This window comes from Pseudomonas azerbaijanoccidentalis (assembly GCF_019145495.1).
In the GTDB taxonomy this organism is placed as follows: Bacteria; Pseudomonadota; Gammaproteobacteria; order Pseudomonadales; family Pseudomonadaceae; genus Aquipseudomonas; species Aquipseudomonas azerbaijanoccidentalis.
In genome coordinates, this window is the sequence record NZ_JAHSTU010000002.1 from 132,489 (window position 1) to 145,423 (window position 12,935).

14 protein-coding genes are annotated in these 12,935 nt (G+C 58.1%); 6 read left to right on the plus strand and 8 right to left on the minus strand.

The genetic code is table 11. The features are described from left to right. Positions 1 to 210 precede the first annotated feature (210 nt). Positions 211 to 771, plus strand: a complete 561-nt coding sequence (locus KVG88_RS07150; protein WP_007979776.1) for a glycine cleavage system transcriptional repressor — start codon at positions 211 to 213, stop codon at positions 769 to 771. An 11-nt stretch (positions 772 to 782) separates the two neighbouring features. Continuing rightward, entirely contained in the window at positions 783 to 1,256 is a 474-nt protein-coding gene (locus KVG88_RS07155; RefSeq protein WP_150704619.1) for a peroxiredoxin, read from the plus strand. A gap of 85 nt (positions 1,257 to 1,341) precedes the next feature. Here KVG88_RS07155 and KVG88_RS07160 read toward each other — a convergent pair whose 3' ends face one another. Beyond that, the gene (locus KVG88_RS07160; RefSeq protein WP_150704618.1) at positions 1,342 to 2,412 is read right to left on the minus strand and encodes an AI-2E family transporter; all 1,071 of its coding nucleotides are present in this window, start codon (positions 2,410 to 2,412) and stop codon (positions 1,342 to 1,344) included. Between the two features lie 31 nt (positions 2,413 to 2,443). Then, complete coding sequence (locus tag KVG88_RS07165) at positions 2,444 to 2,683, minus strand: sulfurtransferase TusA family protein (RefSeq protein ID WP_056856016.1); 240 nt, start codon at positions 2,681 to 2,683, stop codon at positions 2,444 to 2,446. A gap of 98 nt (positions 2,684 to 2,781) precedes the next feature. On the opposite strand from KVG88_RS07165, the gene KVG88_RS07170 reads away from it, so the two are divergent. Further along, positions 2,782 to 4,215 (plus strand): M48 family metalloprotease, encoded by a 1,434-nt coding sequence (locus KVG88_RS07170; RefSeq protein ID WP_150705045.1) that lies wholly within the window; start codon positions 2,782 to 2,784, stop codon positions 4,213 to 4,215. Positions 4,216 to 4,278: 63 nt separating this feature from the next. Here KVG88_RS07170 and KVG88_RS07175 read toward each other — a convergent pair whose 3' ends face one another. The 4 genes from KVG88_RS07175 to rpoE all read right to left on the minus strand — a co-directional run bounded on the left by KVG88_RS07175 (position 4,279) and on the right by rpoE (position 8,053). Next, positions 4,279 to 5,706 (minus strand): DegQ family serine endoprotease, encoded by a 1,428-nt coding sequence (locus tag KVG88_RS07175; RefSeq protein ID WP_150705046.1) that lies wholly within the window; start codon positions 5,704 to 5,706, stop codon positions 4,279 to 4,281. Positions 5,707 to 5,884: 178 nt separating this feature from the next. Continuing rightward, positions 5,885 to 6,844, minus strand: coding sequence for a MucB/RseB C-terminal domain-containing protein (locus KVG88_RS07180; protein ID WP_217870958.1), 960 nt, complete (start codon positions 6,842 to 6,844; stop codon positions 5,885 to 5,887). An 8-nt stretch (positions 6,845 to 6,852) separates the two neighbouring features. After that, positions 6,853 to 7,440, minus strand: coding sequence for a sigma-E factor negative regulatory protein (locus KVG88_RS07185; RefSeq protein ID WP_150705048.1), 588 nt, complete (start codon positions 7,438 to 7,440; stop codon positions 6,853 to 6,855). 31 nt (positions 7,441 to 7,471) lie between these two features. Continuing rightward, complete coding sequence (gene rpoE, locus KVG88_RS07190; protein ID WP_003172477.1) at positions 7,472 to 8,053, minus strand: RNA polymerase sigma factor RpoE/AlgU; 582 nt, start codon at positions 8,051 to 8,053, stop codon at positions 7,472 to 7,474. Positions 8,054 to 8,610: 557 nt separating this feature from the next. Here rpoE and nadB point away from each other — a divergent pair. Next, positions 8,611 to 10,227 carry an L-aspartate oxidase gene (nadB, locus tag KVG88_RS07195; protein ID WP_217870959.1) on the plus strand — a complete coding sequence of 539 codons (1,617 nt, stop codon included), beginning with the start codon at positions 8,611 to 8,613 and terminating at the stop codon, positions 10,225 to 10,227. Here the strand turns inward: nadB and KVG88_RS07200 are convergent. Then, positions 10,196 to 10,648 (minus strand): protein YgfX, encoded by a 453-nt coding sequence (locus KVG88_RS07200; RefSeq protein WP_217870960.1) that lies wholly within the window; start codon positions 10,646 to 10,648, stop codon positions 10,196 to 10,198. The genes nadB and KVG88_RS07200 overlap by 32 nt on opposite strands. Continuing rightward, entirely contained in the window at positions 10,632 to 10,886 is a 255-nt protein-coding gene (locus KVG88_RS07205; protein WP_217870961.1) for an FAD assembly factor SdhE, read from the minus strand. The genes KVG88_RS07200 and KVG88_RS07205 overlap by 17 nt, the downstream gene beginning before the upstream one ends. 149 nt (positions 10,887 to 11,035) lie before the next feature. Here KVG88_RS07205 and ygfZ point away from each other — a divergent pair, with 149 nt between their 5' ends. Together ygfZ and KVG88_RS07215 are read left to right on the plus strand one after the other, a co-directional pair. Then, positions 11,036 to 11,977 carry a CAF17-like 4Fe-4S cluster assembly/insertion protein YgfZ gene (ygfZ, locus tag KVG88_RS07210; protein WP_217870962.1) on the plus strand — a complete coding sequence of 314 codons (942 nt, stop codon included), beginning with the start codon at positions 11,036 to 11,038 and terminating at the stop codon, positions 11,975 to 11,977. A gap of 35 nt (positions 11,978 to 12,012) precedes the next feature. Continuing rightward, on the plus strand, positions 12,013 to 12,834 hold the full coding sequence (locus KVG88_RS07215) for an HDOD domain-containing protein (RefSeq protein ID WP_150705053.1): 822 nt from the start codon (positions 12,013 to 12,015) through the stop codon (positions 12,832 to 12,834). Positions 12,835 to 12,935: the final 101 nt, after the last annotated feature.

The following is a 12,935-nucleotide window of genomic DNA, read 5'->3' on the forward strand; positions in this document are numbered from 1 at the left end:
TTTGATCGATACTGACAAGCTCGTTCATCGGGTTTGAGCCTCCAATTTCGGCATCACAAGCCCCATTCCAGCGTTGCCACGCCTCGCTCCTGCCATACTGGAGCACGTTGCAACCTGCGCCCGGAGCTTTCTGAATTCGCATTCGCAGGCCCACACCCGGCAGAACAAGCCGATAGAAGTACCGACCGCTCATCGCTTTAGGAATGCTGCATGTCCACCCCCACAGTTCGCGAACAATTCCTTGTCATCAGTGCCCTCGGCGCCAACCCCATGGAGCTGACCAACGTCCTGTGCCGTGCCAGCCATGAAAACCGCTGCGCCGTGGTCACTTCCCGCCTGACTCGTCATGGCGAGTGCAGTGCGCTGGTCCTCGAAATCTCCGGTAGCTGGGACGCCCTGGCGCGCCTGGAGGGCAGCCTGCCGGTGCTGGCCAAACGTCATGCGTTCACTGTCAATGTGGTGCGCAGCGCAGCCCTGGAGAACCGCCCCCAGGCTCTGCCCTACGTCGCTTATGTCAGCTCGGCCTACCGCTCGGACATCATCAACGAGCTGTGCCAGTTCTTCATGGACCACAACGTCGAGCTGGAAAACCTGACCTGTGACACGTACCAGGCACCGCAAACCGGCGGCACCATGCTCAATGCCACGTTTACCGTGACCTTGCCGGCCGGCGTGCAAATCAGCTGGCTGCGCGATCAGTTCCTGGACTTCGCCGACGCGCTGAACCTGGACGCCCTGATCGAACCGTGGCGTCCACAGAACCCAATGTAAGGAAGCTTTTCATGGCCGTTGCTATCGACCAACCGGTTGCCGATTTCGAAGCACCCGCCACCAGCGGGCAGACCGTCAGCCTGGCAAGCCTCAAAGGCAAGCAAGTGGTGATCTACTTCTACCCGAAGGACAGCACACCGGGTTGCACGACCCAGGGCCAGGGCTTTCGTGATCAGTTGGAGGCATTCAAAGCCGCCAATACCGAAGTCTTCGGCGTTTCTCGCGACAGTCTCAAATCCCACGAGAACTTCAAGGCCAAGCAGGCGTTCACGTTCGAGTTGATCAGCGATAAAGAAGAAGCGCTTTGCCAACTGTTCGACGTGATCAAGCTGAAGAAGCTGTACGGCAAGGAATACATGGGTGTGGATCGCAGCACATTCCTGATCGACAAGAATGGCGTTTTGCGCCAGGAATGGCGTGGTGTGAAAGTGCCGGGGCATGTTGATGCGGTATTGGCTGCGGCTCAGGCACTGAACAAGGCCTGATCCTAAAAGATCGCAGCCTGCGGCAACTCCTACAGGATTACGTTCCTCTAGTAGGAGCTGCCGCAGGCTGCGATCTTTTTACAATCTAAAGCAACGGCGCCACCACCGGTTCCTTGCGCGGCCACGCATCGAGCACAGCCTTGAACAGCGTCGCCAGGGGAATCGCAAAGAACACGCCCCAGAATCCCCATAGCCCGCCAAACAACAGCACCGCACAGATGATCGCCACCGGGTGCAAGTTGACGGCCTCGGAGAACAGTAGCGGCACCAGCACGTTGCCATCCAGCGTCTGAATGATCCCGTACACCGCCATCAAGTAGATGAACTGATCACTCCAGCCCCACTGGAAAAGTGCAATCAGAAACACCGGCACGGTCACCACGACCGCCCCGACATACGGCACCACGACCGAAATCCCCACCAGCAACGCCAACAGCGCCGCGTAGTTGAGTTCCAGAACAACGAAGGCGATGTAGGTCACGCCGCCGCAAATGAAGATCTCGATGACCTTGCCGCGAATGTAGTTGGCGATTTGCCGGTTCATGTCATGGGCGACCCGGGTGATCAACGCCCGCTCGCGCGGCAGGTAGCCGCGCACCCATTGGCCGATCATCGCCCGGTCCTTGAGAAAGAAGAACACCAGGATCGGCACGAGGACCAGGTAGATCATGATGTTGACCAACAGCGGCAGACTCGACAGCGAGAATGTCAGCGCCCACTGGCCGAACTTGCCGATCTCGCCCCGCGCGACTTCGATGGCCCGCAGCACCTGCTCGTCGGACACCAGATGCGGATAACGCTCGGGCAATAGCAACAACAACGACTGCCACTTGGCGAGCATGCCCGGCAGTTCATTGAACAGGGTAATCAGTTGGTGCCACAGCAGCGGGACGACCACTACGATGAAGACCAGCAACAACCCCATGAACAAGGCAAAAACCAGCCCCACCGCCACCCAGCCCGGCACGCGCATTCGTTCAAGTGCCACTACCAAACCTTGCATCAGGTAAGCCAGCACCATCCCCGCCAGCACCGGCGCAAGCATGCCGCCCAGCGTCAGGACCGCGGTGAACGCGAGAAACAGCAGAACCGCCAATACCACCGCTTCTTCGTCTGAGAAATAGCGCTGAATCCAGTCGCGTAACACTTTGAACATCAATAATCCTTAAGAACAAATGCCGCAGGTTTCAGGCCTTTTTCAACCAGTAGCGGTAAACGCCGGCCTCGTCTTCTTCACGAAGCAGCGTATGACCGGCCAAACGGGCAAAGGTGCGAAAGTCGCGCTGCGAACCCGCATCGGTGGCAATGACCTTGAGTATCGCGCCGCTGGCCATCCGATTGAGTTCCATCTTGGCCTTGAGCAACGGCAGCGGACAATTCAGGCCACTGGCGTCCAGCTCAACGTCATGGGCTACAGCATCGATCATTGCATCACTCCGGGTCACGTAGTCGAGTTGCCTAGAATATCTGGTCGCAAGGCTGGTGTCCGGCTACAGTAAGGTCTTTGTCGACTAAGGCTTTGTGCATGACTTTTTTGCGCCCTACCCTGCTGACGCTCGCTTGCCTGCTCGCCTCACCGGGCTTCGCCGACGACCTGCCGTCACTCGGCGACGCCAGTTCTGCCATCGTCTCGCCACAGCAGGAATACCAATTGGGCCGTGCCTGGCTTGCGCTATTGCGCAGCCAGGTGTCACAACTCAACGATCCGCAACTCAAGGACTATGTCGAATCCAGCGTTTATCGCCTGGTGGAAACCAGCCAGGTCAATGACCGGCGTCTTGAGTTCATCCTGATCAACAGCCCGCAGCTCAACGCATTCGCAGCGCCGGGCGGGATTGTCGGGGTCAACGGCGGCTTGTTCCTCAACGCCCAGACCGAAGGTGAATACGCCTCGGTACTGGCGCACGAATTGGCTCACTTGTCGCAACGCCACTTTGCTCGTGGCGTCGAAGCCCAACAGCGTATGCAAGTGCCGATGATGGCGGCGCTGCTGGCCGGGATCGTCATTGCTGCCGCCGGTGCCGGTGATGCCGGGATCGCGGCCATTGCGGGTACGCAGGCAGCGGCGATTCAGGAACAACGACGTTTCTCTCGACAGAACGAACAGGAAGCCGACCGTATCGGCATTCTCAATCTGGAAAAGGCCGGTTACGACCCGCGCTCGATGCCCACCATGTTTGAGCGCCTGGGCCGTCAGTACCGTTTTGATGCCAAGCCACCGGAATTCCTGCTGACTCACCCGGTGACCGAATCGCGGATCGCCGACACCCGCAACCGTGCCGAACAGGCTCCACAAGGAGGCATCGAGGACACCGTGCGCTATCAACTGATTCGCGCACGCGTGCAATTGATTTATGAGGAGACTCCGGGCCTGGGCGCCAAGCGCTTCCGCGCCCAGCTGGATGAAAACCCGAAAAGCGATGTCGCTCGCTACGGACTGGCCATTGCCCAGGTCAAGGGTGGCCAACTGAACGAGGCACGGGAAAATCTCAAATTGCTGCTGGCCAAGGCGCCCAACGAGATTATCTACAACCTCGCCCAGATTGATCTGGACATCACCAACAACCGTCTGCCGGATGCGCAGTCCCGCGTTGACCGAATGCTGACTCAGTACCCCGGCAACTATCCGCTGAACCAGGTGCGTGTCGACCTGCTGCTGAAACAGAACCGCGCCGCGGACGCCGAGAAAGCACTGGAAGGGTTGCTCAAGTCCCGCCCGGACGATCCGGACGTGTGGTATCAGGTGGCAGAAACTCGCGGCTTGTCAGGCAACATCATTGGCCTGCATCAAGCTCGCGCCGAGTACTTCGCACTGGTCGGCGACTATCGCCAGGCCATCCAGCAACTGGACTTCGCCAAGCGCAAGGCCGGCTCCAACTTCCCGCTGTCATCACGTATCGATGCCCGCCAGCGAGAGCTGATGGAGCAGGAACGCATGATCAAAGACATGATGGGCTAGTTTGTTTCAGGCACAAAAAAACCGCCTCTTTCGAGGCGGTTTTTTATTCAACCTATAACCGGATTATTCAGCCAGTTTGAAGGTGATGAAGCTGGCACGACCCTGACGCAATACGCGCATCGACACCGAACGATTCTTCGGCAGCGCCTTGGCGATGTCAGTGAATTGCTTGGTGGACTCGATCGCCTGATTGTTCAGGTGAGTGATGACGTCGCCCGGTTGCAGGCCGATCATCGAGGCAGGACCGTCCTGCACTTCCTTGATCACCACGCCACCTTTGAGGTCGTAGGTTTTCTTCTGCTCGGCGGTCAATTCACTTACCGATACACCCAGACGATTGCTGCTGGTCTCTGCGCCAGACTTCGGCAAGGCATCGAGCTCTTTGTCTTCGTCAGGAATGGCACCGACCGTCAGCTCGACGTTCTTGCGCTTGCCCTCGCGGATCACTTCCAGATTGGCCTTGGACCCTGCTTTCAGTGCGCCCACCAGATGCGGCAGATCGGCGGACATAACGATTGGCTGACCGTTCATGGTCAGGATCACGTCACCCACTTGCAGGCCACCCTTGGCAGCCGGACCGTCATCCTGGATCTGGGCAACCAGCGCGCCGGCCGGCTTGTCCAGGCCGAACGACTCAGCCAGATCCTTGTTCACTTCCTGAATCACTACACCCAACCAGCCACGGCTGACTTTGCCGCCGCTCTTGAGCTGATTGGAAACGTCCATGGCCACATCGATCGGAATCGCGAACGACACGCCCATGAAACCGCCGGAACGGGTGTAGATCTGCGAGTTGATGCCGACCACTTCACCGTTGAGGTTGAACAACGGACCACCAGAGTTACCCGGGTTGATCGGCACGTCGGTCTGAATGAACGGCACGTAGTTTTCATTCGGCAGGCTGCGACCTACAGCACTGACGATGCCCTGGGTCACGGTGTGGTCAAAGCCGAACGGAGAACCGATCGCCACGACCCACTGGCCAGCTTTCAGATCCTGGGATTTGCCGAGTTTCAAAACTGGCAGATCCTTGCCCTCGATTTTCAGCAGCGCCACGTCGGAACGTGGATCGGTGCCGACCAGCTTGGCTTTCATTTCACTGCGATCCGCCAGGCGCACGAGAATTTCATCGGCATCCGCGATGACATGGTTGTTGGTCAGGATGTAGCCGTCAGGCGAAATGATGAAGCCCGAACCGAGGGATTGGGCTTCACGCTGACGATCGCCGCGAGGCGAGCGCGGTTGTGGCGGCATACCGCGCTCGAAGAACTCGCGCAGCATTGGCGGCAGGCCTTCAAGGTCAGGCATCTGCTGGTTCACTTTGCGATCCGGCAGCTTCTGCGTGGTACTGATGTTCACGACCGCGGGCGACGCCTGCTCAACCAGTTGCGTGAAGTCAGGCAAGTCGACTGCTTGCGCAGCGACCGACTGACCGAGCACCAGCACGGTGGCAAAAATGGAAAGATAAGTCTTCAAGCGTGGTATCGACATACGGCTCCCGTTACGACGAGCATGGTTAAGCGATATGGATCAAGGAACACCGGGAAAGATACGCCGGTATTTTTGTTCCGGGAACAACAAACAAGGCCAGAGCCGAGGGGCTCTGACCTATAAAAAATTTTGGGGGTATTTGCAAACTGAAATGCTCACGAAACATTTCGATTTCAGCTCACTGCTTGGTTGCAGTGGCGTCAGTGCGCATGGACAAGGCAATCCGTTCAGCGGTGCCGACCGGAATTTCACCCACCACCGTCACCATCATTTCACCTTGCGGGGTAGTCAGTCGCCGGGATACAGCCACCGTTGGTCCCAACTGAGTGCGGGTATCGGTGACGGCTGCGCCGTTCAAAGGCTCAAGGAAAACAGAAAAACGCGCCAGACCATCGTCATACATCAGGCTGTTGACCTGGGTTTTGGTCTCGGGGTCCTTGCGTGCCGTGCTGCTGGTTAGCTCGAACCCTGGCGGCAACCAGTCTGAGCGCCAGACCTGGGCCGTTTTGATCGCCGAGGCCTTATCGCTGGCGAGGTTGACTGCCTTGCAGTCGCTGCCTGGCTGCAGATCGGCTTCGGACGGCACATCGGCGGTGTCCAGTTGCGTGAACTGGAATCGCTCAAGCAGGCGTCCTTTGTCATCAAGCAACAACGACTTGAGTGGCAGGCCGGTCTGTTTGTCCAGATGCAGCTCAAAACCGTAGCGATGCTGGTCGCGAGGTGTCAGTGAAACAATCACTGCCTCTCGCCCGGCCACACGCGACTTGCCGATGACAGCAAGGTCATACCAGCTCTTGAGCTTTTGTGGATCGAGTGCACGAGCGGCGGAATTGGGAGAGTCCCCAAGCCCTGCAATCAGGGTGCCGCTGACACATTGCGTGTGGCCATCAACGCGCACAACCTCCTGAGCGGATCCGTCGAGCTGAAGCAAACGCTCGCGGACCTTGCCATCCTGGACGCGGTGCCAGATGTTATGGGTAGAAAAACTACCGTTACGCTCGTAGACGAAGGTACCGTGAAAGCTTTGCTGTTGCTCGGCCTGACCAAGACGGGTCAACCAGTCCTGGGCTTCATTGGCGTGGGCTGGAACAACAAACCAGCCACTGAGCAGAAGCGAAAGTAGAGGTATGGCGCGCATGATCCTCCTTAACGGTTTTCCAGGCTTGCTGCACGAGCGTAAGGCAGAGCGCTCTCAGTACCTTTCAATGCAGCCTGTTGAGCATGTTGACGCAGGTAGCTCGGCAGACGCTGATCGTGCCAGCCTGGCTGACCTTGCAATACGCCGTTGGCCATAGGGCCAGTGGCTTCCGAACTCTCATTGTAGCCTGCCAAAACAGCCGGGCCCTTCACTTGAGGTGCGGCCAGATTCTGTTGGCTGGATTGCTGAGCCAGTTCGACACCGGCGATCTCGTCCTGGTTGTACAGGCGAACACCGGCCAGTACGGCCACCGTTACCGAAGCTGCGACCGCCAGACGACCCAGGCTGCGCCATGGACCACGGGAGGCTTTTGCCGGTACGGCCTCGTCAGCCAAGGCTGCGGAAACGGCCGCGGCGATGTCCAGACGTGGAAGCAGCAGATCCTTGTGCATTGCTGCCCGAGCGATCTGATAACGAGCCCAGGTTTCACGGGTTTCAACATCGTCACAGGCACTGAGTACCCGACGCAATTCCAATTCGTCCGCTTCGTTATCCATCACTGCGGACAGCGATTCCTGCAGGGCTTCACGACTCATGGCGTTCCTCTCTTGGCTGTCGCCGCTGTCTTTAGTTTTCCTGCAACAACGGCTGCAGGGCTTTATCGATGGCCTCCCGGGCGCGGAAAATCCGGGAGCGCACGGTGCCCACCGGACATTGCATGACGCTCGCAATGTCCTCGTAACTCAGACCATCGAATTCACGTAAAGTTAAAGCCGTACGCAAATCTTCTGGCAGTTGCTGAATGGTTCGATGGACGGTGCCTTCGATCTCATCCCGCAGCAAAGCCCGTTCTGGCGACTCGAGATCCTTGAGGCCATGATCGCCATCGTAGAACTCTGCATCCTCGGAACTGACATCGCTATCCGGCGGCCGACGGCCGCGTGAAACCAGATAGTTTTTCGCCGTGTTAATGGCGATGCGGTAAAGCCACGTATAAAACGCGCTGTCTCCGCGAAAATTTCCAAGTGCACGGTATGCCTTGATAAAGGCTTCTTGTGCCACATCCTGGGCTTCATGGGTGTCGTGCACAAAACGCACGATCAACCCGAGAATTTTGTGCTGGTATTTCAGCACTAGCAGATCGAACGCGCGCTTGTCGCCGCGTTGAACGCGCTCGACCAGCTGCTGATCCTCTTCCTGGGTTAGCATGAACACTCCTCGATAAGCTCGGAGGAGGCTTGCATAACTAAACGACCGGACTTGCAAACATAGACTCGGGCTTTTCGCAAAAGTTCTCCCCCTCCAGGCAAGTTTCCTGCGGGCTCTGATTCGGCACGCACGAAAAACGCAGCGCGAGATTCCCCGGCTGCGCGAATAATCTTGTCATCGGTTTCGCTGGCAAGGATCCAAAGCTGATCCCGCGCTGAAGCCGACACTGTCCCTTGAATCAGGCAACCGTCTATTGATCTTGGGCCTTTGGCAAAAGTTCCAAATATTTATAGCTGCCTGAAACCGACATTGTGCAACCGTGTAGCGAAAAAGACTGTTAAATCCACGATACAGTTCACTTGTCGCTGAATCAGTCGAAAAAACATCCGACGAAGCGTCGGGTCTTTTCCGTCACAGTAGTTTCACAATGCCATATGGGCTCGGCTATTGTGCCGCTCCCCCCCTCTATATACTAGTGGGCTGTGTACAAACCTGACTCGCCTGTCCAGTTGTCCAGCGCCGCCCCCGAACCGGGTCGCCTTGAGCGGAATCCTGAAATGAGCCAACAGTTTCAACACGATGTTCTGGTAATTGGCAGCGGTGCTGCCGGCTTGAGCCTTGCGCTGACCTTGCCCGGTCATTTGCGCATCGCCGTACTGAGCAAAGGCGACCTCGCCAACGGCTCGACGTTCTGGGCGCAAGGTGGTGTGGCTGCCGTTCTGGACGACACCGACACGGTCGAATCTCACGTCGACGACACCCTCAATGCCGGTGGCGGCCTGTGTCATGAAGATGCCGTGCGCTTTACTGTCGAACACAGCAAAGAGGCGATCCAGTGGCTGATTGACCAGGGCGTACCGTTTACCCGGGATGAGCATTCCGGCGTCGAAGATGGCGGTTTCGAATTCCACCTGACCCGAGAAGGCGGCCACAGTCATCGACGCATCATTCATGCTGCCGATGCTACAGGCGCTGCTATTTTCAGGACATTGCTGGCTCAGGCCAAAGAACGGCCGAACATCGAGTTGCTGGAACAGCGGGTGGCGGTCGACCTGATTACCGAAAAACGCCTCGGCCTGGAAGGTGACCGCTGCCTGGGCGCCTACGTGCTCAATCGCGGTACCGGCGAAGTCGATACCTATGGCGCCCGCTTCGTGATCCTCGCTTCCGGTGGCGCTGCCAAGGTCTACCTCTATACCAGCAACCCCGATGGCGCCTGCGGTGACGGCATCGCCATGGCATGGCGTTCGGGCTGCCGGGTGGCGAACCTGGAATTCAACCAGTTCCACCCCACCTGCCTTTACCACCCGCAAGCCAAAAGTTTCCTGATTACCGAAGCCCTGCGCGGCGAAGGCGCACATTTGAAGCTGCCCAATGGTGAACGCTTCATGCCCCGTTTCGACCCTCGGGCCGAACTGGCGCCTCGCGACATCGTCGCCCGGGCCATCGACCATGAGATGAAGCGTCTGGGTGTCGATTGCGTGTATCTGGATATCAGCCACAAGTCCGAAGATTTCATCAAGACGCACTTTCCGACCGTGTATGAACGCTGCCTCGAATTTTCCATCGACATCACCAAGCAACCGATTCCGGTGGTTCCGGCAGCGCATTACACCTGCGGCGGCGTCATGGTCGACCAGCAAGGTCGCACCGATGTACCCGGGCTGTACGCGATTGGCGAAACCAGCTTCACCGGCTTGCATGGTGCCAACCGCATGGCCAGCAACTCGCTGCTGGAGTGCTTTGTCTACGCGCGCTCGGCGGCTGCGGACATCGTTGAGCAATTGCCGCAGATTTCCGCCCCCATCGCCCTGCCCGCCTGGGATGCGAGCCAGGTGACCGATTCCGATGAAGACGTAATCATCGCGCACAACTGGGATGAACTGCGGCGTTTCATGTGGGACTACGTGGGCATCGTGCGCACCAACAAGCGCCTGCAACGGGCTCAGCACCGGGTGCGGTTGCTGCTGGATGAAATCGATGAGTTCTATAGCAACTATAAAGTCAGCCGGGATTTGATCGAGTTGCGTAACTTGGCCCAGGTGGCCGAACTGATGATTCTGTCAGCCATGGAACGCAAGGAAAGTCGTGGTCTGCATTACACCCTCGACTACCCGAACATGCTGCCAGTGGCGCTGGACACTATTCTGGTGCCGCCCACCTACGCCGACTGAACTTGAGCCGAACCCGCAGGCGTCGGTGCACCTCCGCCGCCTGCGAATCCCGGGGCACGCAAATGGCCCGGACCCGTCGCTCACCTTGCAGACGAAAGCGCAGCACCACCACCAACGGCAGCGCCAGGCTGTCCGGCCGCAGCTGCACCGGTTGCCATCCGGCAGCCTGATTCCATAACTGCCAACCATCAGCGTCGCGACGCAAGCCGCAAAAGGCCTGTGGGTGCGTCAGCAGAATCTGCCGGGGCAACAGCCAAACGCCATGCAACAGGCAGCACAAAGCGCCGAGCAGACTGGCCCACGCTGGAATGGCGAGAAGAAACAGCGAACCCAGCGCGAACAGCTGGGCCAATAGATACACCGCCAGCAACTGCCGCGAGGCGTGCCAGCGGCATTCGAACGAATTACTTGGGCTGGACACGATCCAGGATCATGCGGACCATGCGCTGAAGTTCCGGATCTTCCGATTCGTTACGTTCCATGAACCAGCGGAACATGTCCTGATCCTCGCATTCCAGCAGGCGGACGTACAACGCGCGATCCACCTCGTTCAGACCTGCGTAAACCTCTTTGACGAATGGCACCAGCAACACGTCAAGCTCAAGCATGCCGCGGCGGCTGTGCCAGTAGAGGCGATTCAGTTCAACATCTTCGACCATGGAGCGCTCCTCAAATAGGCCGCAAGTATACAGCCCCGCGCCGCGCCGAACACTCGGCTTTGGTCGGGCACCGACGATCCTTTGTGAACTACCCATTTCGAAGGCGCCCCCTTATCATGTCCACCAGACTCTTTACCCTGCGATGACCCATGGCCGATTCTGCTTTTTTCTGCACGCTGTCTCATGAAGGTATTCTGGCGGTCCGCGGCGCGGACGCCGGCAAGTTCCTGCAAGGCCAATTGACCTGCAACCTCAATTACCTGAGCGACACACAGGCCAGCCTCGGCGCGCGCTGCACCCAGAAAGGCCGGATGCAGTCGAGCTTCCGTATTCTGCTCGAAGGTGACGGCGTGTTGATGGCGATGGCCAGTGAGTTGCTGGAGCCACAACTGGCGGACCTGAAAAAGTACGCCGTGTTCTCCAAATCCAAACTGACGGACGAAAGTGCTGCCTGGATTCGTTTTGGCATTGAGCATGGCGATGCTGCGCTGAAGAGCCTCGGCCTTGAGTTGCCGGCAGAAATCGATAGTGTCGCGCGCCATGACGGTTTGATCGCCATTCGCGTGTCAGCCGATCGAGCGGAACTCTGGGCGGCTGCCGATCAAGCCGACAGTCTCAAGGGCAAACTGTCCGCCCTGCTGGCAGAAGGCGACCTGAATCAATGGCTGCTGGGCCAGATCCGCGCAGGGATCGGTCAGGTAATGCCCGGCACCCGCGAGCTGTTCATTCCGCAGATGCTCAATCTGCAAGCCGTCGGTGGCGTGAGTTTCAAAAAAGGTTGCTACACCGGCCAGGAAATCGTCGCGCGGATGCAGTACCTCGGCAAACTCAAGCGTCGCCTGTATCGGGTAAAGCTGGATGCCGGCGACCTGCCTGAACCTGGCACCCAGCTGTTTTCCCCAAGCCACAGCAGTGCAATCGGTGAAGTGGTGCTGGCCGCCAGTGCCGAAAATCACATTGAACTGTTGGCCGTGTTGCAAGCCGAAGCTGCGGAAGGTGGCGATATTCATCTGGGCGCAATCGACGGCCCGGCGCTGCTTTTGCTCGATCTGCCTTACCAACTGGACCGCGATCGCGAGATCCAGCGTTAAACGCAGTACCTTTTTGCGACACCTAGAGAAACTAAATGAGTGAGCTGGCGGAAAAGGTCCAACAGGATTTGGTTGAGGCCATCGATAACGATGACCTGGTTCTGCCAACATTACCGGAAGTGGCTTTGCAGATTCGCAAGGCCGCTGAAGACCCGGAAATCAGTATCAGCAGCCTGAGCAAAGTGATCGGCCGCGATACTGCGCTGTCGGCGCGCCTGATCAAAGTGGTCAACAGCCCCCTGCTGCGTGCGACTCAGGAAGTCACTGACTTGCACACGGCCATCACACGCCTGGGCATCAACTACAGCAGCAACCTGGCGATTGGTCTGGTCATGGAGCAGATATTCCATGCTCGCTCCGAGGTGGTGGAACAAAAGATGCGCGATGTCTGGCGCAAGAGCCTGGAAATTGCCGGCGTCAGTTATGCCCTGTGCCGCACCTACACCCAACTCAAGCCTGATCAGGCAGCCCTCGGCGGGTTGGTGCATCAAATTGGCGTGTTGCCGATCCTGACCTATGCCGAAGATCACTATGAATTGCTGTCCGACCCGGTCAGCCTCAACCATGTGATTGAGAAGATTCACCCGCTGCTCGGTGACAAGCTGCTCAGGGTCTGGGAATTTCCGGAGTTGCTGGTGCAGGTGCCGCTGCTGTATCAGAACTTCAAGCGACAATCAGCCCAGATTGATTATGTCGATCTGGTACAAGTGGCCAGCCTGTACTGCCACAAAGACACCGACCACCCGATTTCGAGGATTGATCCGCTCAGCGTTCCGGCTTTCGTCAAACTCGGGATCGATCTGGACAACAAGGTGAAGTGCGCGGAACTGGAAGAAACGCGGTCGATGTTTTACTGATCGAGACCGCGTTGCCTCCATCGCCAGCAGGCTGGCTCCCACAGGGATTTGTGGTGTAACAAAGGTCCAATGTGGGAGCCAGCCTGCTGGCGATGGGGCCA